Raw genomic sequence first — 20547 nt, 5'->3', positions numbered from 1 at the left:
CCCCGTACGGCCGTCCGCACGCCGCCGACCAGGCATCGGAGGAGTGGACGAGCGCCGGGAGAACCCAGCGCGGCGCGCCGCCGGGTGACCATCCTCTCGGTACTCGTCGCCACTCGGCAGCGGATGCGGCCCCGGGACAAAGTAGGCTGAGCCCTATGCCCGAACGCCGTACCGTCGCTCTTGTCACACTTGGCTGCGCCCGTAACGAGGTGGACTCGGAGGAGCTGGCAGGCCGCTTGGCGGCGGATGGCTGGGACCTCGTCGAGGACGCCGCCGACGCCGATGTGGCCGTAGTCAACACCTGTGGTTTCGTCGAGGCCGCCAAGAAGGACTCCGTCGACGCCCTCCTCGAAGCAAACGATCTCAAGACCGCGTCCTCCGACGGCCGTGGTGGCCGGACCCAGGCCGTGGTCGCCGTCGGCTGCATGGCCGAGCGGTACGGCAAGGAGCTCGCCGAGGCGCTGCCCGAGGCCGACGGCGTGCTCGGTTTCGACGACTACGCCGACATCTCCGACCGGCTCCAGACCATCCTCTCCGGTGGCGTCCACGCCTCCCACACCCCGCGCGACCGGCGCAAGCTGCTGCCGATCAGCCCCGCCGAGCGGCAGACCGCCGCGGTGGCGCTGCCCGGTCACGCCCAGACCGGAACCGGCCAGGAGCCCGCGGAGGAGCCGCCGGCCGACCTCCCGGAAGGCGTCGCCCCGGCCTCCGGGCCGCGCGCGCCGCTCCGCCGCAGGCTCGGCACCAGCCCCGTCGCCTCGGTCAAGCTCGCCTCCGGCTGCGACCGCCGGTGCTCCTTCTGCGCCATCCCCTCCTTCCGCGGCTCGTTCATCTCCCGCCGCCCCTCCGACGTGCTGAGCGAGACGCGCTGGCTCGCGGAGCAGGGCGTGAAGGAGGTCATGCTGGTCTCCGAGAACAACACCTCGTACGGCAAGGACCTCGGCGACATCCGGCTCCTGGAGACGCTGCTGCCGGAGCTCGCGGCGGTGGACGGCCTGGAGCGCATCCGGGTCAGCTACCTCCAGCCCGCGGAGATGCGGCCGGGCCTGATCGACGTGCTGACCTCGACGGACAAGATCGCGCCGTATTTCGACCTGTCCTTCCAGCACTCCGCGCCCGGTGTGCTGCGCGCGATGCGCCGCTTCGGCGACACCGACCGCTTCCTGGAGCTGCTCGACCAGATCCGCTCCAAGGCCCCGCAGGCGGGTGCCCGCTCCAACTTCATCGTCGGCTTCCCCGGGGAGACCGAGGAGGACGTGGCCGAGCTGGAGCGCTTCCTGACCGGTGCGCGCCTGGACGCGATCGGCGTCTTCGGCTACTCCGACGAGGACGGCACCGAGGCCGCCACGTACGAGGACAAGCTCGACCCGGAGGTCGTGGCGGAGCGGCTGGAGCGCATCTCCCGGCTGGCCGAGGAGCTGACCGCGCAGCGCGCGGAGGAGCGGCTCGGAGAGACCATTGAAGTACTCGTCGACCGGATCGACGAGGAGGACGGCGTGCTCGGCCGGGCCGCCCACCAGGCGCCCGAGACCGACGGCCAGGTGCGGCTCGCCACGGACCGGGAGTTCGCCCCGGGCAGCATGGTCGTGGCCAAGGTGGTGGCGACCGAGGGAGTGGATCTCGTCGCCGAGCCACTGGGCGACGGAGGGTGTACCGAGGAGGCGGCCAGATGACCGGAGTCCCGGCCTCCGCTGCCGGAGGCCATGCCCCGGCATCGGCCATGAGGCCGGCCGGTTTGTGGAACATCGCCAATATCCTCACCATGGTGCGGCTGCTGCTCGTGCCCGGGTTCGTGTTGTTGATGCTCCATAACGGCGGTTCCGACCCGGCCTGGCGCTCCTTCGCCTGGGCCGCGTTCGCCGTCGCCATGATCACGGACCTGTTCGACGGCCATCTGGCCCGGATGTACAACCTGGTCACCGACTTCGGCAAGATCGCCGACCCGATCGCCGACAAGGCGATCATGGGCGCGGCGCTGATCTGCCTGTCCTCGCTGCATCTCCTGCCGTGGTGGGTCACGGGCGTGATCCTCTTCCGCGAGGTCGGCATCACGCTGATGCGGTTCTGGGTCATCAAGCACGGGGTCATCCCGGCCAGCCGCGGCGGCAAGATGAAGACGCTGGCCCAGGGCGTGGCGGTGGGGATGTACATCCTCGCGCTGACCGGGCCGTTGGCCACTGCCCGCTTCTGGGTGATGGTGGTGGCCGTGGCGTTGACCGTGTACACCGGCCTCGACTATGTGCGGCAGGCCCTCGTCCTGCGCCGGGCCGGGCTGGCCGCACAGCGCGAGCGGGCCGGCCGGGACGCCGTGCGATGAGCGCGGCCACGGACGACGCCCCGGCGCCGGCCGCGGCGGTCCTGGCCGCCCTGGTGGACCGCGGTCTGACGGTGGCGGCCGCCGAATCGCTCACCGGTGGCCTGGTCGCGGCTGGGCTGACCGCGGTGCCGGGCGCCTCCCGCGCGGTGCGCGGCTCGGTCACCGCGTACGCCTCCGAGGTCAAGCGCGACGTCCTGGGCGTGGACGGGGAACTGCTCGCCGGGCGCGGGGCCGTCGACCCGGACGTGGCGCGGCAGATGGCGGCCGGCGTACGGACGTTGCTGAACGCCGACTGGGGCACGGCCACGACCGGGGTCGCGGGGCCGGAGCCCCAGGACGGCCGGCCGGTCGGTACGGTGTTCGTCGCCGTCGCGGGACCGGGGGGCCGCTCGGCCGTCAGGGAACTGGCGCTGACCGGTGACCGGGGTCGGATCCGCGGGGAAAGCGTGCGGGCCGTGCTGGAACTGCTGCTGAGCGAACTGACAGAAAACGTGGGCGCAAAGGATACGGAACACAACGGGGGGAATTGATGTTTGCAGCCCTGAGTGAACACGACATAGCTCCCCGCACGGCCGGAGCCCGAGGCGGTACGGTGGGGCGTGAAGGATCCGGATTCGCGGTCCAAGGAGGGAGCCACCGATGATTTTGCTCCGTCGCCTGCTGGGTGACGTGCTGCGTCGGCAGCGCCAGCGCCAGGGCCGCACTCTGCGCGAGGTCTCCTCTTCCGCCCGGGTCTCGCTCGGTTACCTCTCCGAGGTCGAGCGGGGGCAGAAAGAGGCGTCCTCCGAGCTTCTCTCCGCAATCTGCGACGCTCTGGACGTACGGATGTCCGAGGTCATGCGCGAGGTGAGTGACGAATTGTCGCTCGCCGAGCTGGCGCAGTCGGCGGCGGCGAGTGAGCCGGTACCCGCGCCGATGCGGCCGATGTTCAATTCGGTGTCCGTGACGTCCGTGACGGGCGTCCCGGGAGAGCGTGTGACGATCAAGGCTCCCGCGGAGGCCGTGGACGTGGTCGCGGCCTGAGGGAGTACGGGACGGCGTTCGTTCCGGAAGCGTTTGTTTTCCATCGAAGATCCCGGTCAGGAGTCTGACCGGGATCTTCGCGTTTCCGGCCCCGTCGGGACCTTTGTGCGATGGTGGGGAAACGGGGAGCAAACCGATCAGAGCGGACAGTTTTCCCAGCCCGAACAGGAGAAGCGGATGTCTGTGGTGAAGAGCCCGCTGACCGAGAAGGACCGGAAGACCGTGGGCGACGCCCTCCAGGGCGCCCTGGTCGACCTGGTGGACCTCTCCCTCGTGGCCAAACAGGTCCACTGGACCGTGGTGGGCCCGCGCTTCCGCTCGGTCCACCTCCAGCTGGACGAGGTCGTCGCCAGCGCCCGCCTGCACGCCGACACCGTCGCCGAGCGCGCCTCGGCACTGGGCGTGGCACCGGACGGGCGGGCGGGGACCGTCGCCAAGACCAGCGGCATCGCCCCGGTGGGCGACGGCTGGAACAAGGACACCGCGGCGGTGCAGACCCTGGTCGACGCCCTGCACGCCGTGATCACCCGGATGCGGGAGCGCATCACGGACACGGGGGACCCGGATCCGGTCACCCAGGACATCCTCATCGGACTGACCGGGGACCTGGAGAAGCACCACTGGATGTTCCAGGCGGAGAACGCCTGAGCGGGCCCGGCGCCCGTCCCCGCCGGGCTCCCGGAGAGGCGCGTCGCGACTTCCGGTGGCGTGCGCCGCGCGGTCGCGCTCTCCTTGAGGGCATGGGCGAGGAGGGCACGGACGAGCACCCCGTGGTGCGCTTCACGAACGAGCTGGTGGTGGTCTCGGACCTCGACCGGACGACGGCCGGTGCCTTCGTCCGGCTGGTGTACCAGGAGGGCGTCCACGAGGGCGAGCAGCGGCTGATCGTCGACCTGCACCAGCGGGACCGCCGGATCACGGAGCTGGAGCGGGAGCTGGACCGGCTCCGCGGCACAGCGCCCGGCTGACGGGCCCGCCGCCCGGGGCGCGTACGGGAACGACGCACGCCGCTGCCGCCGCCCGGTGCGCTCTCTCCGGCCCCTGGAAGCCGGTCTACCGTCGCCCGAAGGAGGCAGCCATGGTCCGGCATGACTTCTGGGGCGGGATACGGCGTGGCGCCCGGAGAGGGCGCGGGCCGCGGGGGCCGGTCGGCTGGGTGGCCGCGGTGGTGCTCGGCGGGGTGTGGTGGTGTGCCGCGCTTCGGCTGCTCGCACAGCCGGAGCGGTCCGGGCCGGTGGAGGGGCTGGTCGTCGCGGGCGGCTGGGGGCTGAGCCTGCTGCCCGTGCACTGCGTGCCCTGGACCCGCCGCCCGTCCCGGGGCCGGGCGTGGACACGGCGGCTGGCCGCCCGGATATGGCGCGGCGGCGGGGGAGTGCGGGGCCGTTGACGCGGGCCGACCCCTTCACTCGTTCGGGTCAATGCCCGGGGCCGGCTGGCAGCGCGGACACCAGTAGGTGGGGCGTTCCTGCCCGGGCTGCCCCTGACCGGCGGAGCGCAGGAGCGTGCCACAGCGCCGGCAGGGCCGGTCGGCCCGCCCGTACACCCACAGCTGGTGGCCGGGGCGGGGGTCGGCGGTGGTGATGCGCGCGGGCCTGGCCTTGTTGGCCTCCAGGAACCTCTTCGCGAGCGCCGTCAGCCGCTCCGGCCCGGGGATCCGTGAGACCGGGAGCCACGGCGAGATCCTGAGGACGAAGCACAGCTCGGATTTGTAGACATTGCCGATCCCGGCGAGGTTGCGCTGGTCGAGCAGGGCCTCGCCGACGGGGCGCCCGGGATCGGCGAGCAGCCGCCGCAGCGCCTCCCCCGGGTCCCAGTCGGGGCCCAGGAGATCCGGGCCGAGGTGGCCGACGGCCGTGGACTCGTCGGCCGTGCGCAGCAGTTCCAGGACGGGGAGCCGGTAGCCCACCGCCGTGCGGTCGGCGTTGGCCAGCACGGCGCGGATCTGGTGCTGCGGGCCGCCGTGCCAGTGCTCCCCGGGGGCGAAGACCCGCCACGCGCCGTCCATCTTCAGGTGCGAGTGGAGGGTGAGGCCGCCCTCGACGCGCGTGAGGAGGTGCTTGCCGCGCGGGACGACCCCGGTGACGCGGCGACCCGTGAGATCGACGGTGGCGAGCTTGGGAACGCGCAGGTCGGAGCGGGTGAGCGGGCGATCCGCGAGGGCGCGGTGCAGGGCGTGGGCGGTGCGCCAGACCGTATCTCCTTCGGGCATGCCGCCATGATGCCGTCACGCCGCCCGACCGGGCGTGCGGCGGCCCGGTCAGGGGGCGCGCAATCGCAGACCGCGGGGTGTGGCGTGGAAGCCCGCGGCCTCCAGCAGCGCCCCCAAGGGGGAGGAGAGCGCCGGGGAGCCGTTGACCCGCTCGACGGTGACCGTGCCCAGCGCGCCCGCGCGTGCCGCTTCGGCCAGGGCCGCCGCCGCTTCGGCGAGCCCCGCGTCGTCGGGGCCCGCCGAAGCGGCTCCCTCCTCCTGGGGCCACATCAGCAAGGTCTTGCCGCCGCGCTCCACATAGAGCGCCAGCGCACCGTCGAGGAGCACCACCAGCGAACCGGCCTTGCGCCCGGGCTTGTGGGTCGAGCCGGTGGGCGGCTCGGGCCAGGGGAGCGCGGCGCCGTACGCGTTGGCCGGGTCGGCGGCGGCGAGGACGACCGCACGGCGGCGGGCGTTCCCGCGCGCGGGTGCCGCGTTGCCCCACGGGCCCTCGGGGGCGTCACCGCCCGCCCGCTCGCGCGCCGTGCTGACGGCCCGGAGCCGGTCGACCGCGCCCTCCATGGCGAACTGCGCGGCACCCAGGCCCTCGACCACATAGCCGCGTCGCGCCTGCCCGCTCTCCTCGAAGGCGGACAGTACGCGATAGGCGGCGGAGAAACCGCCCTCCACGCCCTCGGCCGCCACCGCCCCCCGCGTCACCACGCCGTGCCGGTCGAGGAGCGTACGGGCCAGGGCGTGGGCCCGGTGTGTCGGATCCGGCTCGTGCGGGGGCAGCAGCGACCAGCGGCCCGCGACCGTGGGCGGCCCGCTGCGCGATGCCGTGGAGGCCGTCGCGAGGCCCACCCGGCCGGTGAAGGAGCCGTAACGCCCGCGCGGGACGGCGCGTCTGGCGCGGTGCGCGGTGGAACCCGCCGTCCTGCCCGACCCCAGGAGCGCGCGGAGCGGGGCGAGGGTGTCGTTGGTGAGACGGCCGGACCAGGCCAGATCCCATACGGCGTCGGCGATCTGCGGGTCCGTACCGCCCGGATCCACCTCCCGTACGCGGTCGGCGATCTGACGGAAGAACAGGCCGTAGCCGCCCGACAGGGCGTCGAGCACGGCCCGGTGCACGAGGGAGAGCTCCAGCGGATGCGGCGCCGGGAGCAGCAGCGGGGCCGCGTCCGCGAGCAGCAGCGAGACCCAGCCATCCTTGCCGGGCAGGGCGCCCGCGCCGGCCCACACGACCTCACCGGCGGCGGTGAGTTCGTCGAGCATCGTCGGGGAGAAGTCCGCCACCCGGGCGGGCAGCACCAGCTTCTCCAGGGCGGAGGCCGGCACCGGCGCGCCCTGCAACTGCTCGACGGCGCGCGCCAGTCCGTCGATGCCGCGCAGGCTGTGCGTGCCGACGTGCTGCCACTGCGGGAGGAAGGCGGCCAGCGCGCGGGGCGGCACCGGCTCCAGCTCCTGCCGGAGCGCGGCCAGCGAGCGGCGCCGCAGCCGCCGCAGGACCGTGGCGTCGCACCATTCCTGACCGATGCCGGAGGGGTGGAACTCGCCTTGGACGACACGGCCGTTCGCCGCGAGCCGCTGCAGCGCGCCGTCGGTCACGGCCGGGCCGAGACCGAAGCGCGCGGCCGCCTGCGCGGAGGTGAACGGGCCGTGCGTGCGGGCGAAGCGGGCGAGGAGGTCCCCGAGCGGGTCCTTCACCGGCTCTGTGAACGCCTCGGGGACGCCGACCGGCAGCGCCGTGCCCAGCGCGTCCCGCAGCCGGCCGGCGTCCTCGACGGCCGCCCAGTGGTCCTGGGAGGTGATCCGGACGCGGATGGCCCGTCGCGCGGCCGCCAGCTCCTCCGGCCACCGCGGGTCGGCGCCCCGCTCGGCCAGCTCGGCCCCCGTGAGCGGGCCGAGGACGCGCAGCAGGTCGGCGACGCCCTCGGCGTCCTTGACCCGGCGGTCCTCGGTCAGCCACTGGAGCTCGCGCTCCAGCTCGGCGAGCACGTCCGCGTCGAGCAGCTCGCGCAGCTCGGCCTGGCCCAGCAGTTCGGCGAGCAGCCGTGAGTCGAGGGAGAGGGCCGCGGCCCGGCGCTCCGCGAGCGGGGAGTCGCCCTCGTAGAGGAACTGGGCCACGTAGCCGAACAGCAGCGAGCGGGCGAACGGCGAGGGCTCCGCGGTGGTCACCTCCACCAGCCGGACGCGGCGGGCCTCGATGTCGCCCATCAGCTCCGTCAGCCCCGGAACGTCGAAGACGTCCTGGAGGCACTCGCGGACGGCTTCGAGAATGATCGGGAACGACCCGAACTCCCCGGCGACCTGGAGCAGCTGGGACGCCCGCTGGCGCTGCTGCCACAGCGGGGTGCGCCTGCCCGGGCTGCGGCGGGGCAGCAGCAGGGCGCGGGCGGCGCACTCGCGGAACCGGGCGGCGAACAGCGCGGAGCCGCCCACCTGGTCGGTCACGACCTGGCCGATGTCGCCCTTGTCGAAGGTGATGTCGGCGGCGCCCACGGGGGACCGGCCGGCGTCGTACTCCGTGCCGCGCAGGGCGGGGTCGGCGTCGAGCAGGCCAAGGTCCATCAGCTCGGCGTCCGGCAGGCGCAGCACGATGCCGTCGTCGGCGTGCATCACCTGGGCGTCCATGCCGTACCGCTCCGTCAGCCGCGCGCCCAGGGCCAGCGCCCAGGGGGCGTGCACCTGGGCGCCGAACGGGGAGTGGACGACGACCCGCCAGTCGCCCAGCTCGTCACGGAACCGCTCCACGACGACCGTCCGGTCGTCCGGCACGTGCCCGCAGGCCGCGCGCTGCTCGGCGAGATAGGACAGGACGTTCTCCGCGGCCCAGGTGTCGAGGCCCGCCGCGGTGAGCCGCTCACGGGCGGCCCCGGGCGCCAGGCCGCCGACCTCGCGCAGGAACGCGCCCAGCGCGCGGCCCAGTTCGAGCGGGCGGCCCAGCTGGTCGCCCTTCCAGAACGGCAGCCGCCCGGGGACGCCCGGCGCGGGGCTCACCAGGACCCGGTCGCGGGTGATGTCCTCGATCCGCCAAGAGGTGGTGCCGAGGGTGAAGACGTCGCCCACCCGCGACTCGTACACCATCTCCTCGTCCAGCTCGCCGACGCGGCCGCCGCCCTTCTTGGGGTCCGCGCCCGCCAGGAAGACACCGAACAGACCGCGGTCGGGGATGGTGCCGCCCGAGGTGACGGCGAGCCGCTGCGCCCCGGGGCGGCCGGCGACCGTGCCCGCCACCCGGTCCCAGACCAGACGGGGCCGCAACTCCGCGAAGGCGTCGGACGGATAGCGCCCGGCGAGCATGTCGAGCACCGCCGAGAAGGCGGACTCGGGCAGGGCGGCGAAGGGCGCCGCCCGCCGCACCATGGTCAGCAGCTCCGTCACGTCCCAGGTGTCCAGGGCCACCATGGCGACGATCTGCTGGGCCAGCACGTCCAGCGGGTTGGCGGGGACGCGCAGCGACTCGATGGCCCCCGTGCGCATCCGCTCCGTCACCACGGCCGCCTGCACCAGATCGCCCCGGTACTTGGGGAAGACCACGCCGGTGGAGACCGCGCCGACCTGGTGCCCGGCCCGGCCGACCCGTTGCAGCCCGGAGGCGACCGACGGCGGGGACTCGACCTGGACGACGAGGTCGACCGCGCCCATGTCGATGCCCAGCTCCAGGCTGGACGTGGCGACGACGGCCGGCAGACGGCCCGCCTTGAGGTCCTCCTCCACCAGCGCCCGCTGCTCCTTGGAGACCGAGCCGTGGTGCGCGCGGGCGAGCACCGGGGGCGCGCCCTTGGCGGCGCCGGACTCGGCCATCAGCTCGGCCGGGGAGTGGTGCTCGGGCAGGGGCTCGCCCGTGGCGCGCTCATAGGCGATCTCGTTGAGCCGGTTGCACAACCGCTCCGCCAGGCGGCGGGAGTTGGCGAAGACGATGGTCGAGCGGTGGGCCTGGACGAGGTCGGCGATCCGCTCCTCGACATGGGGCCAGATCGACGGCTTCTCCTTGCCGTCGCTGCCCTCCTGCACGGGCGAGCCGCCCAGCTCCCCGAGATCCTCCACCGGGACGACCACCGAGAGGTCGAACTCCTTGCCGGACGGCGGCTGGACGATCTCCACCTTGCGCTGCGGCGACAGATAGCGGGCCACCTCGTCGACCGGCCGGACCGTCGCGGACAGGCCGATGCGCCGGGCGGGGCGCGCGAGGAGGGTGTCGAGACGCTCCAGGGACAGGGCCAGGTGCGCGCCGCGCTTGGTGCCGGCGACGGCGTGGACCTCGTCCAGGATGACCGTCTCCACCCCGGTGAGGGCGTCCCGCGCGGCGGAAGTGAGCATCAGGAACAGCGACTCGGGCGTGGTGATCAGGATGTCCGGGGGCCTGCCGGCCATCGCCCGCCGCTCGGCGGCCGGGGTGTCGCCGGACCGGATGCCCACCCGGATCTCCGGCTCGGGCACGCCCAGCCGGACGGACTCCTGGCGGATGCCGGTGAGCGGACTGCGCAGATTGCGCTCGACGTCCACGGCGAGGGCCTTGAGCGGGGAGACATAGAGCACCCGGCAGCGCTTCTTCGCCTCCGCGGGAGGCGGCGCGCTCGCCAGCCGGTCGAGGGAGGCGAGGAAGGCGGCCAGCGTCTTGCCAGAGCCCGTCGGGGCTACCACCAGCACGTCGGAACCTTCGCCGATCGCCCGCCAGGCTCCGCTCTGCGCGGCCGTGGGCGCCGTGAACGCCCCCGTGAACCAGGCGCGTGTCGCGGGAGAGAACCCCGCAAGGGCCCCCGCAGGGTCGCCCGCCGCTTCGGCCGCCGGACCGGCCGCACTGTCGTCCGCCATGCACCCCATCGTGCACCGCACCACTGACAACGCCGCGGAATCGCAGCTCAGGGCGGGTATGAGCGCCTCGGCGTCAGAGCGCCCGCCCGTAGGCGCGCAGGGTCAGCAGCGAGGAGATGGTCACCATCGGCCGGCCTTCCAGCCCTGTGCCCGGTGCCCACTGGCGCCAGCGGACCGGCCAGCCGCCGTCCTCCTCCTGGGCGGCGGTGAGGAAGTCCAGCGACCGGTCCAGCTCCGTGTCGGTGAACCAGCGACGGGCCAGGGAGCCGGGCGTCCGGGCGAAGTCGTACGGGAAGTGGTGCTCGCCCGGGGCGTAGCCGTCCGGCACGGGGTGGTCCGCCATCCGCGAGGGGTCCAGCACCGCCAGCCGCTGCTCCCGCACCACACGGCCCAGCCGCTCCGCGGCCGCCTCGGCGCGCGGCCGGTCGGGGGCGCCGTCCAGGAAGGCCACGGCCGCCTCGACCTCGTACGGGTGAGTCCGCGCCCCGCCGCCCAGGGTGTCGACCGCGGCCCAGCAGAAGTCGGTGGCCCGGAACAGCCACGCGTGCCACACCTCGTTGCGGTGCAGCAGGCCCACCACGGGGCCGGTCGCGAGGAGATCGCTCGGAGGGTCGTCGACCACCGGGATCCACGGGGCCGCCGGATAGCCGCGCAGCGAGGGGTGCAGCGCGGGCAGGGCGCCGTCCGGGGTGGAGACGGCGGTCAGATAGCGGCAGACGCGCTCCACCCGCCGGTCGCCGCAGCGGCCGATCTCGTCGAGCACGTGCAGCGCGTGCGCGGTGTGCAGCGGCTGGCTCACCGGGCCGCGCAGGTCGGGCTCCAGGGCGTAGCCGTACCCCCCGTCGGCCCCCAGGTAGGCCGTCAGGGCGGCCTCGACGGCGTCGGGTCCGCCGTCCAGGAAGTGGAACGCGAATCTGCGTTGTTCGAGGACGCGGGCGGTCAGCCACATGAACTGCTCGGCACGGACTACGGGGGATGCTCCGGATCGGGCCATGCACCGACCGTAGGGCGGAATGCGCCGCCGGTCAGCGGCTCGTGCTCGGCAGCACTCTCAGGGGCGGGATACTGGTCGCATGCGGTTGACGGTCTTCTGGCAGCGGATGGCGGATTATTTCGGCGCGGGCTACGCCGACTCCTTCGCGCGCGATCATGTGATGTCCGAACTCGGCGGGAGGACCGTGCACGAGGCGCTGGACGCCGGCTGGAACGCCAAGGACGTCTGGCGCGGGGTGTGCAGGGCGCTGGAGATCCCCGACGACCGGCGCTGACCGACCGGGGCGATTCATCCCATAGGCCACACTTGCCCCGTGGCAGCAGAAGACACCGCTCCGGAAGCGGACCCGCGCCCCCGGCCCGACGCCGACGCCCGCATGCCGCGCTGGCTGCCCCGGGCGATGGTGGTGGCGCTCGCCCTCCTCGCCTGTTTCCAGCTGGCGAGCTGGGCCTTCCACCAGCTCGTCGGCCTGCTGATCAACATCCTGATCGCGTTCTTCCTCGCCCTGGCGATCGAGCCGGCCGTGGCCCGGCTGTCCGCGCGCGGCATGCGGCGCGGGCTCGCGACGGGCCTGGTACTCCTCGCGATCGCCGTGGCCGTCGCGGGCTTCTTCACCCTGCTCGGCTCCATGCTCGCCGACCAGATCACGACCATGGTGGCGAACTTCCCCTCCTACGTGGACTCCGTGATCGGCTGGGTCAACCGGACGTTCCGCACCGACTTCTCCCGGGTCGAGATCCAGCAGAGCGTGCTGCACTCGGACTGGCTCCAGAAGTACGTGAAGAACAGCGCGGGCGGTGTGCTGGACATCTCCGCCACCGTCCTCGGCGGACTGTTCCAGCTGCTGACCGTGGTGCTGTTCTCGTTCTACTTCGCGGCCGACGGGCCCCGGCTGCGCCGCGCCCTGTGCTCCGTCCTGCCGCCGAACCGGCAGGCGGAAGTGCTGCGCGCCTGGGAGCTCGCGGTGGCGAAGACCGGCGGGTACCTCTACTCGCGCGCCCTGATGGCGCTGATCTCCGGCATCGCGCACTACGTCCTGCTGGAGATCCTGGGCGTGCCCTACGCCCCCGCGCTCGCGATCTGGGTGGGCTTCGTCTCCCAGTTCATCCCCACCATCGGCACCTATCTGGCGGGCGCGCTGCCGATGCTGATCGCCTTCACCGTGGACCCCTGGTACGCGGTCTGGGTGCTCGGCTTCGTGGTGGTCTACCAGCAGTTCGAGAACTATGTGCTCCAGCCCCGCATCACCGCCAGGACCGTGGACATCCACCCGGCCGTCGCCTTCGGCTCGGTGATCGCGGGCACCGCGCTGCTCGGCGCGGTGGGCGCGCTGATCGCGATCCCCGCGACCGCTACGCTCCAGGGTTTCCTGGGGGCCTACGTGAAGCGGTACGACGTCACCGACGACCCGCGGGTGCACGGCTGGCGCCCGGACGACGGGCCGCGTTCCTCGGCCCTGGCCCGGCTCCTGCGGGCGCTGCGCGAGCGGTGATCCGGGGCGGCGTGGTGCGCTTGACACCAAAATCGAACATCCATTCTCATGGGTGTTCCGGGCCTTCTGGGAGGCGAGTTATCCACAGGCCAGGGGGGACGCCCGGGCCCATTGTCAGTGGCAGGCGTTAGCGTCGTTGACGTGAAGCGATCGACTCAAGCAAACCGGGTGGAACCCATGGCAGGCACCGACCGCGAGAAGGCGCTGGACGCCGCGCTCGCACAGATTGAACGGCAATTCGGCAAGGGCGCCGTGATGCGCCTCGGCGACCGGCCGAACGACCCCATCGAGGTCATCCCCACCGGGTCGACCGCACTCGACGTCGCTCTCGGCGTCGGCGGGCTGCCCCGCGGCCGCGTCGTGGAGGTGTACGGACCGGAGTCCTCCGGTAAGACCACCCTCACCCTGCACGCCGTGGCCAACGCCCAGAAGGCGGGCGGCACCGTCGCCTTCGTCGACGCGGAGCACGCGCTCGACCCGGAGTACGCGAAGGCGCTGGGCGTCGACACCGACAACCTCATCCTCTCCCAGCCGGACACCGGCGAGCAGGCGCTGGAAATCGTGGACATGCTGGTCCGCTCCGGCGCCCTCGACCTGATCGTCATCGACTCCGTCGCCGCGCTCGTGCCGCGTGCGGAGATCGAGGGCGAGATGGGCGACTCCCACGTCGGCCTCCAGGCGCGACTGATGAGCCAGGCGCTCCGCAAGATCACCAGCGCGCTCAACCAGTCCAAGACCACCGCGATCTTCATCAACCAGCTCCGCGAGAAGATCGGCGTCATGTTCGGCTCGCCGGAGACGACGACCGGTGGCCGGGCCCTGAAGTTCTACGCCTCGGTGCGCCTGGACATCCGCCGCATCGAGACCCTCAAGGACGGCACGGAGGCCGTCGGCAACCGCACCCGCGTCAAGGTCGTCAAGAACAAGGTCGCGCCGCCCTTCAAGCAGGCCGAGTTCGATATCCTCTACGGCCAGGGCATCAGCCGCGAGGGCGGCCTGATCGACATGGGCGTGGAGCACGGCTTCGTCCGCAAGGCCGGCGCCTGGTACACGTACGAGGGCGACCAGCTCGGCCAGGGCAAGGAGAACGCCCGCAACTTCCTCAAGGACAACCCCGACCTCGCCAACGAGATCGAGAGGAAGATCAAGGAGAAGCTGGGCGTCGGCCCGAAGACCGAGACCCCGGCGGCCGAGCCCGGCGCGGACGCGGCGGGTGCGGGCGAGCCGGCCAAGTCGGTCCCGGCCCCGGCGAAGTCCACGGGCAAGACGGCCAAGGCCACGGCTGCCAAGAGCTGATCCCGTGACACGGCGATCGGAATACCCCCGGCCGCAGGCCGAGGGCCTGCCGGAGACGGGTGCGGACGACCCGACCTGTGGTGATGCCCCCTCCTCGTCGAGGGCCGGGGACGGGACACCACCACGGCCGGAGGAGCAGGCGCGGGCGATCTGTCTGCGCCTGCTCACCGGATCCCCGCGCACCCGCAAGCAGCTCGCGGACGCCCTCGCCAAGCGGGGGATCCCGGCCGAGGTGGCGGAGGAGGTCCTGGCCCGGTTCGAGGATGCGGGCCTGATCGACGACGCGGCCTTCGCCGACGCGTGGGTGGAGTCCCGGCACCACGGCCGGGGGCTCGCCCGCCGGGCCCTGGCGCGCGAGCTGCGCACCAAGGGGGTGGACTCCGCGGTGATCGACGAAGCGGTCGGACAGCTCGACTCCGACCAGGAGGAGCACACGGCGCGTGAGCTGGTCCGGCGCAAGCTGCGGGCCACTCGCGGCCTGGACCGGGAGAAGCGGCTGCGCCGCCTCGCCGGGATGCTGGCCCGCAAGGGCTATGCGGAGGGCCTGGCCCTGCGCGTGGTGCGCCAGGCCCTGGAGGAGGAAGGCGAGGAAGCGGAGCTGCTGGACCACTGGCTGCCGGACGCCTGAGCCGGCGGCGCCCGAAGCGCCGGCAGCGTCCGGGTCCGGCCGCCCCGCCCCGGACCCGCGGCGTCAGTGGCGCACCGGGAGCCCCGCCGCCCGCCAGGCCTGGAAGCCTCCGATCAGGTCCGTGGCGTGGCGCAGGCCCAGCAGGCGCAGGGAGGCCGCGGCGAGGCTGGAGGCGTAGCCCTCGTTGCAGATCACGACCACGCGCAGGTCGTGCCCGGTGGCCTCCGCCGCCCGGTGTTCGCTCAACGGGTCGAGCCGCCACTCCAGTTCATTGCGCTCCACGACGAGCGCCCCGGGAACGAGCCCGTCCCGCTCCCGCAGCGCCGCATAGCGGATGTCGACCAGCAGCCCGCCCCCGGCCTGGGCCGCGGCCGCCTCCGCCGGGCCGAGGCGGTCCAGCTCCGCACGGGCGGCGGCCAGCAGTTCCTCGACCCTCATGCCCACTCCTGCGGCCACTCGACCTGCTCCAGCCGCAGCACCTGTCCCGTACGGCTGTACCGCCGCATCATCGGGAGCGGCGGGTGGTAGGCGTGCACGGAGACCGCGTGCCCGGTCCGCGACGCGTTGAACACCTGGTGCACGTGGTGCGGGCCGAAGGCCCGGCCCTGACTCTCGGAGAGCTGCCGTTCGCGGTCGATGCCGTCCGCCAGCTCCAGCACCTTCCAGCCCTCCGTGGGCAGTTGGGCGGCGAGCGACTGCTCGGTCAGCAGGCCCGCGGCCGTCGCGAAGGCGCCGTGCGAACCGCCGTGGTCGTGCCAGCCGGTCCCGGACCCCGGCGGCCAGCCGATCAGCCACGCCTCGCTGCCGCCCGGTCCCTGCAGCCGCATCCATGTGCGGCCCTCGGGATCGAGCGGGAGAGAGGCGACCAGCGCGACGTCGGCGGCCGTGCTGCGGGCGAAGTCGAGGAGATCGGCCCCGGAAGGCGCCGCGGACGTGTTCGCGGGAGAGGCGACGGCCGACCTGTGCCGGGCTGAGGGCACAGGTACGGGCAGGGGAAGAAACACAGGGGACCGTCCTGAGTGATCGCGAAGGTGCGCGCGGCGGCACTCGGCGCGGCCACGCGAAGGGGAAGCGGATCAGCAGGACGGACGACAGACGCAGCCCGCGTAGCGGACAAGGTCGAGATGGACCCTCCGCCAGAAACGCACGCCGCTGTCAGTCACGTTCCGTAGTCAACCACGGTCGTTATGGGAAGGTCAACGGTTGGCCGTGGCCTCACTGGGCGCTCCGTCGGGGTCACCCGCGCGCCCGGCGCCGGCGCCCTCCCCGTCGGCGCCCCCTTCCGCTCCCTCGGCACCCGCCGCCTGCCCGCGCGGCGTCGCCGACCCGCCCCGTACCGCGTCCGCGCAGGCGTACAGCTCCGCGGGCCGCACCCCCGCCATCGCCGCGACCAGGTGCCCGTCCGGACGCACCATCAGCACGGTGTGCGCGGACGCCCCCGGATATGCCTCGGCGACCAGCAGCTCCGCCCGCATGGGCAGCGCGCCGATGGCGGCCGATAGCCCCGGCATGAGCCCGGCGCCCAGCCAGTGCCGCCGCTCCCACACGCCCGTGCCGGGCGCGACCAGGACCACCAGCAGATCGCCGCCCAGCCGCTCCCGCAGCCCGACCACCGAGCCGTCCGGAGCGGTGACCGGAACGTCCTCGACCGGATCGCCGGGGGCCGTGGCCACCGGGACGGGGTCCGCGGGCGGCCCGGCCGGTGCCAGGGGCGTGCGGTCGTAGACGGGGGGCGCGGCGAGCGTCCCACGCCCCAGGTGACCGTCGGTGAGCAGCTCGTCGTGTCCGCGCACGGCGCCCGGCACCAGCGCGCGCCGTGCCGTGCGCCACCCGCCCGAGCTCCGTACCGCCGTCAGGGCGCGGTCGGCGGAGCGCAGCCGGGCCACGATCGCCCCGCGGCGCTCCGCCTGATAGCTGTCGAGCAGGGTCTCCGAGGCGCCGTGGTGCCAGGCGAGAGCGAGCTTCCACGCCAGGTTCTCCGCATCCCGCAGGCCCTCGTCGAGCCCTTGGGTGCCGAGCGCCCCGAGCAGGTGGGCGGCGTCACCGGCGAGGAAGGCCCGCCCCGTGCGCATGCGGCGCGTGAGCCGGTGGTGCACCGCGTGTACACCGGTGTCCAGGAGCTCGTACGGCGGCACCTCGCCGCACCACGTCGCCAGGGAGTCGCGGACCAGCGTGAGCAGGGCGTCGGGCGTGACCAGGTCGCCGCCCGGCGGCAGCAGCCAGTCGAGCCGCCACACGCCGTCCGGCAGCGGACGGGCCGTCACTTCGCCGCCGCGCGGCGGCGACCGGTGCAGCACCGCCTCGCCGGGCCAGGGGAGTTCGGTGCGCAGCGCGGCGACGGCGTACCGCTCGACGGCCGTGCGCCCCGGGAAGCGGGTGCCCAGCAGCTTGCGCACGGTCGACCGGGCGCCGTCGCAGCCGACGAGGTAACTGCCCCGCCAATGGCCGCCGTTGCTGCCCCGCGTGTGCGCGGTGATTCCGGCGGAGTCCTGCCGCAGGCTGTCCAGGTGGCCGCCGGGGACGATCCGTACGCCGCTCTCGCGGATGAGCGCCGCACGCAGCTCCCGGGTCAGCGCGTGCTGCGGCAGGTGCAACGGCGAGGCCTCGCGGGCCTCCTGCGGGGCCGTGGCGGCCTCCTCCGCGGCCTCCTCGGCGCCGTCGGTCCCCGCGGGCCGCCGGGGCCCCGCGAAGGGCACCTGGGCGACCACGGCGCGGCGGCGCAGGGTCCGCCAGCCGGTCCACCGGGTGCCGCCCTCCAGGGTGCACCCCAGGCGCTCCAGCATCTCGGCAGTGTCCGGGCGCAGCACGGCCGTGCGGGCCGGGCGCTCCTCCTCGCCGGTGCCGTCGGCGGGGGTCTCGTCGAGGACGACGACGCGGACCTCGCGGCGGGCCAGGGTGAGCGCGAGCGTGAGGCCGACCGGCCCGGCCCCGACGACGATCACGGGGTCCACGGCACCGCTCCCTGCGTGCCGCGGCGGCCGACGGCCGCGCCGTGGGCTCCGCGGTGCGTACGGACCGCGCGCACCGCTCGGTGCGCGCGGGGGCCGGCGGGGGGGACACGGTGCTCGATCACAGAACGTATGCAACCCATTGCGGGTGCTTGCGTCAAGTGATCAGGGCTCTCGTCGCGGCGCGCCGGTGCGGGCGCGCCCCGTCGCCGGCCGCGGCCGACGGGGCGTCACCCGCGCCGGTCTCAGCCGGTATTGGGACCGTCCGTGCCGGGTGCGCCGGTGGCGCCCGGCGCCCCGAGCCCGGGACCGGCCATGACGGCGGCGCCGGGCGCGGCCATCGGCGGCGGGGTGCCCTTGCGCGAGCGCTTCGTGCGCCGTTCGACCCACGTCGCGACGGAGGACAGCGCCATGCACAGCAGGATGTAGATCGAACCGAAGACGATCACCATCGGGATGAAGGCGTAGACGCCGTTCACGGGCGGCCGCTGTTCCGCGAACCGCTTGCCGACGAACAGCAGCTCCTCGTAGACGATGATGTAGCCGAGCGAGGTGTCCTTGAGGGTCACCACGAGCTGGCTGATGATCGACGGCAGCATGGTGCGGACGGCCTGGGGGACGAGGACGCTCGTCATCACCTGCGTCTTGCGCAGGCCCAGTGCGTACGCCGCTTCCCCCTGACCCTTGGGCAGCGCGTTGATGCCGGAGCGGAAAATCTCCGACTGCACCGAGCCGTTGTAGAGCGTCAGCCCTATGACGAGCGCCCACATCGGGTCCGAGGTGAAGACGGCCGCCCACAGCAGGAAGATCATGATGAGCAGCGGCATGGCGCGGAACGCCTCGACGGCCACGACGCCGATCCAGCGCACCGGTTTGTGATCGGACAGCCGGGCGGCTGTCAGCACCACGCCGAGCACGACCGACAGGGCGGCTGCGATCGCGAAGGTCTCGACCGTGGTGCGCAGTCCGTCGAGGATCTGCCGCTGGGTGCTGCTGTATTCGTAGATGTTCCACAGCTCGCCCTGGAACTGTCCGGTGTCGTCCAGCCGGTAGACGACGAAGGCGACCAGTCCGAGCACGGCGACGGTGGAGAGGATGCCGTAGACGCGGTTGCGGGCCCGCGCCTTGGGGCCGGGTACGTCGAAGAGGACGCTCGCGCTCATCGGGCCACCGCCAGCCTGCTCTCCAGCAGTCGGAACAGCCCGCTGATCGCGAAGGTGATGACGACGTAACAGATCGCGATCCAGAGGAAGATCACGAAGATGTTGTAGCCCGAGTCGGCGTTGAGGGTCTTCTGCACGGATCCCAGCTCGGTGACGTTGAAGCTCGACGCGATCGTGGTGTTCTTGGCGAGCGCGATCATCAGGCTGCCGAGCGGTGGCACGGCCGTCCGGGTGGCCTGTGGCAGCACGATCTGGCCGAGCGTCTGGTTGAAGGTCATCCCGATGGACCGGGCGGCCTCCGCCTGGCCCACCGGAACGGCGTTGATGCCCGACCTGATGGCCTCGCAGACGAACGCCGAGGTGTAGCTGCCCAGGGCCATGACGGCGAGCCAGAAGGAGTCCCACCCCTTGAGGCCGAGCGCCGGGAGACCCAGGGTGACGGCGAGGAAGAGCAGCACCAGGGGCGTGTTGAGCAGCAGGGTCACCCAGGTGCTGCCGAATATTCGCAGGGCGGGCACGGGCGAGACGCGGAACGCAGCGATCAGGATGCCCACCACCAGGGCGAGCAGCGCGCTGAGCACGGTCAGTTCCACGGTGCCGACGAAGCCTTCGCGGAACATCGCGAAGTTGTCCGACAGAACGTTCACGTCAACTCTCCGGAGTTCGCGTGGCGGAGTTCCGCCGCCGGTCAGTAGCGGTCGACCGCGGGCGGGGACGAGGCCGGGATGCCGGAGAGGCCGAGCGTGGCGTCGTACGCCTTCTTCCAGTCGCCGTTCTTCTCATGGGCCTCGATGGCGTTGTCGACGGCGTCGCGCAGCGCCTTGTCGTCCTTCTTCAGGCCGACGCCGTACGGCTCCTTGGAGAACGGATTGCCGACGACCTTCAGGGCGCCCTTGTTCTCCGCCGCGTAGCCCTTGAGGATCGCGTCGTCCGTGGTGACGGCGTCCACCGAGCCGCCGACGAGCTGCTGCACGCACAGCTGGTAGCCCTGCTGCGACATGGCCTCGGCCACGCCGTACTTGGCCTCCTTGATCCGCTTGAGCGGCGTGGAACCGGCCGCGGAACAGACCTTCTTGCCCTTGAGGTCGTCCGGGCCCTTGATGCTGCTGTCGGCCTTCACCAGCAGGTCCTGGCCGGCGACGTAGTACGGGCCGCCGAAGCCGACCTGCTTCTTGCGCTCGTCGTTGATCGTGTACGTGCCGACGTACAGGTCGACGCCCCCCGTGGCGATCTGGGTCTCACGGGCCTCGGAGGGGATGGTCTTGAAGGTGATGTGGTCCTCGTCGAAGCCGAGGTCCGCCGCGATCATCCGGGCGATCTCCACGTCGAAGCCGGAGCGCTTCTTGGTGCTGGGGTTCTCGAAGCCCAGGCCGGGCTGGTCGGCCTTGGTGCCGATGGTGATCTTCTTGCCCTTGATCTTGTCGAAGACGGACGAACCCTTCACGTCCGCCGCGGTGTTCACCTTGTAGGTCGGCGCGGCCGGTGCCGGCTTCCCGTCGCTCGCCTTGTCGTTCTTGTCGTCCGGACTGCCCGACTTGCCGCAGGCGGACGCGGTGAGCGCCAGCACCACGACGGCGGCCGCTGCGGCGGTTGTGCGGAGCTTCATGGTGAACATCCTTTGCGTCTGCGGGCGTTGTCGAAAGGTGTGCGGCACCGACGTGGTCACAGCGGGAAGGGCGC

General features: G+C 73.0%; 21 protein-coding genes. 11 read left to right on the top strand and 10 right to left on the bottom strand.

Going from position 1 to position 20547, the window contains the following annotated elements; all coding sequences use genetic code 11:
- Positions 1 to 155: 155 nt before the first annotated feature.
- The 7 genes from rimO (at position 156) to ABD269_RS05840 (ending at position 4727) form a co-directional block, all read left to right on the top strand.
- On the top strand, positions 156 to 1673 hold the full coding sequence (rimO, locus tag ABD269_RS05870; protein WP_301891917.1) for a 30S ribosomal protein S12 methylthiotransferase RimO: 1518 nt from the start codon (positions 156 to 158) through the stop codon (positions 1671 to 1673).
- Positions 1670 to 2317 (top strand): CDP-diacylglycerol--glycerol-3-phosphate 3-phosphatidyltransferase, encoded by a 648-nt coding sequence (gene pgsA / locus ABD269_RS05865; RefSeq protein WP_344116707.1) that lies wholly within the window; start codon positions 1670 to 1672, stop codon positions 2315 to 2317. The genes rimO and pgsA overlap by 4 nt, the downstream gene beginning before the upstream one ends.
- Positions 2314 to 2847, top strand: a complete 534-nt coding sequence (locus ABD269_RS05860; protein ID WP_301891915.1) for a CinA family protein — start codon at positions 2314 to 2316, stop codon at positions 2845 to 2847. The genes pgsA and ABD269_RS05860 overlap by 4 nt, the downstream gene beginning before the upstream one ends.
- 109 nt (positions 2848 to 2956) lie before the next feature.
- The gene (locus ABD269_RS05855; RefSeq protein WP_086566431.1) at positions 2957 to 3340 is read left to right on the top strand and encodes a helix-turn-helix domain-containing protein; all 384 of its coding nucleotides are present in this window, start codon (positions 2957 to 2959) and stop codon (positions 3338 to 3340) included.
- Between the two features lie 177 nt (positions 3341 to 3517).
- On the top strand, positions 3518 to 3988 hold the full coding sequence (locus tag ABD269_RS05850) for a Dps family protein (protein ID WP_301891914.1): 471 nt from the start codon (positions 3518 to 3520) through the stop codon (positions 3986 to 3988).
- A gap of 92 nt (positions 3989 to 4080) precedes the next feature.
- Positions 4081 to 4308 (top strand): hypothetical protein, encoded by a 228-nt coding sequence (locus ABD269_RS05845; protein ID WP_344116705.1) that lies wholly within the window; start codon positions 4081 to 4083, stop codon positions 4306 to 4308.
- A 110-nt stretch (positions 4309 to 4418) separates the two neighbouring features.
- Positions 4419 to 4727, top strand: a complete 309-nt coding sequence (locus ABD269_RS05840) for a hypothetical protein (RefSeq protein WP_344116703.1) — start codon at positions 4419 to 4421, stop codon at positions 4725 to 4727.
- 15 nt (positions 4728 to 4742) lie between these two features.
- On the opposite strand, the gene ABD269_RS05835 is transcribed toward ABD269_RS05840, so the two are convergent.
- From ABD269_RS05835 to ABD269_RS05825, 3 genes are all read right to left on the bottom strand, one after another.
- Positions 4743 to 5549, bottom strand: a complete 807-nt coding sequence (locus ABD269_RS05835) for a DNA-formamidopyrimidine glycosylase family protein (protein WP_344116701.1) — start codon at positions 5547 to 5549, stop codon at positions 4743 to 4745.
- Between the two features lie 48 nt (positions 5550 to 5597).
- Positions 5598 to 10346: an ATP-dependent helicase gene (locus tag ABD269_RS05830; RefSeq protein ID WP_344116699.1), complete on the bottom strand. Its 4749-nt coding sequence runs from the start codon at positions 10344 to 10346 to the stop codon at positions 5598 to 5600.
- 73 nt (positions 10347 to 10419) lie between these two features.
- Positions 10420 to 11340: a hypothetical protein gene (locus ABD269_RS05825; protein ID WP_344116697.1), complete on the bottom strand. Its 921-nt coding sequence runs from the start codon at positions 11338 to 11340 to the stop codon at positions 10420 to 10422.
- Positions 11341 to 11419: 79 nt separating this feature from the next.
- Between ABD269_RS05825 and ABD269_RS05820 the strand changes: the two genes are divergently transcribed.
- From ABD269_RS05820 to recX, 4 genes are all read left to right on the top strand, one after another.
- Complete coding sequence (locus ABD269_RS05820) at positions 11420 to 11614, top strand: DUF3046 domain-containing protein (protein ID WP_301891908.1); 195 nt, start codon at positions 11420 to 11422, stop codon at positions 11612 to 11614.
- 102 nt (positions 11615 to 11716) lie between these two features.
- A complete protein-coding gene (locus tag ABD269_RS05815; RefSeq protein WP_425572843.1) occupies positions 11717 to 12832 on the top strand; it encodes an AI-2E family transporter in 1116 nt (371 codons plus the stop codon).
- A 177-nt stretch (positions 12833 to 13009) separates the two neighbouring features.
- Positions 13010 to 14128 carry a recombinase RecA gene (gene recA, locus ABD269_RS05810; protein ID WP_344116693.1) on the top strand — a complete coding sequence of 373 codons (1119 nt, stop codon included), beginning with the start codon at positions 13010 to 13012 and terminating at the stop codon, positions 14126 to 14128.
- A 4-nt stretch (positions 14129 to 14132) separates the two neighbouring features.
- Positions 14133 to 14756 carry a recombination regulator RecX gene (recX, locus tag ABD269_RS05805; RefSeq protein ID WP_425572839.1) on the top strand — a complete coding sequence of 208 codons (624 nt, stop codon included), beginning with the start codon at positions 14133 to 14135 and terminating at the stop codon, positions 14754 to 14756.
- A 63-nt stretch (positions 14757 to 14819) separates the two neighbouring features.
- On the opposite strand, the gene ABD269_RS05800 is transcribed toward recX, so the two are convergent.
- The 7 genes from ABD269_RS05800 to ABD269_RS05775 form a co-directional block, all read right to left on the bottom strand.
- Positions 14820 to 15194 carry a rhodanese-like domain-containing protein gene (locus ABD269_RS05800; RefSeq protein WP_344116691.1) on the bottom strand — a complete coding sequence of 125 codons (375 nt, stop codon included), beginning with the start codon at positions 15192 to 15194 and terminating at the stop codon, positions 14820 to 14822.
- Positions 15191 to 15736, bottom strand: a complete 546-nt coding sequence (locus tag ABD269_RS05795; RefSeq protein ID WP_344116689.1) for a cupin domain-containing protein — start codon at positions 15734 to 15736, stop codon at positions 15191 to 15193. Before ABD269_RS05795 ends, ABD269_RS05800 begins: the two co-directional genes overlap by 4 nt.
- A gap of 96 nt (positions 15737 to 15832) precedes the next feature.
- A complete protein-coding gene (locus ABD269_RS35305) occupies positions 15833 to 15904 on the bottom strand; it encodes a putative leader peptide (RefSeq protein ID WP_311775615.1) in 72 nt (23 codons plus the stop codon).
- A gap of 48 nt (positions 15905 to 15952) precedes the next feature.
- Positions 15953 to 17707 (bottom strand): FAD-dependent monooxygenase, encoded by a 1755-nt coding sequence (locus tag ABD269_RS05790; RefSeq protein WP_344116687.1) that lies wholly within the window; start codon positions 17705 to 17707, stop codon positions 15953 to 15955.
- Between the two features lie 242 nt (positions 17708 to 17949).
- Positions 17950 to 18867: an amino acid ABC transporter permease gene (locus ABD269_RS05785; protein ID WP_344116685.1), complete on the bottom strand. Its 918-nt coding sequence runs from the start codon at positions 18865 to 18867 to the stop codon at positions 17950 to 17952.
- Complete coding sequence (locus ABD269_RS05780; RefSeq protein ID WP_301891901.1) at positions 18864 to 19514, bottom strand: amino acid ABC transporter permease; 651 nt, start codon at positions 19512 to 19514, stop codon at positions 18864 to 18866. The genes ABD269_RS05785 and ABD269_RS05780 overlap by 4 nt, the downstream gene beginning before the upstream one ends.
- Before the next feature lie 41 nt (positions 19515 to 19555).
- Positions 19556 to 20473 (bottom strand): glutamate ABC transporter substrate-binding protein, encoded by a 918-nt coding sequence (locus tag ABD269_RS05775; protein WP_301891900.1) that lies wholly within the window; start codon positions 20471 to 20473, stop codon positions 19556 to 19558.
- Between the last annotated feature and the right edge of the window lie 74 nt (positions 20474 to 20547).

Source organism: Streptomyces blastmyceticus (assembly GCF_039521185.1).
GTDB lineage: Bacteria > Actinomycetota > Actinomycetes > Streptomycetales > Streptomycetaceae > Streptomyces > Streptomyces blastmyceticus.
The sequence above is the reverse complement of the archived record's forward strand: the minus strand, read 5'-3'. Positions and strand labels throughout refer to the sequence as shown.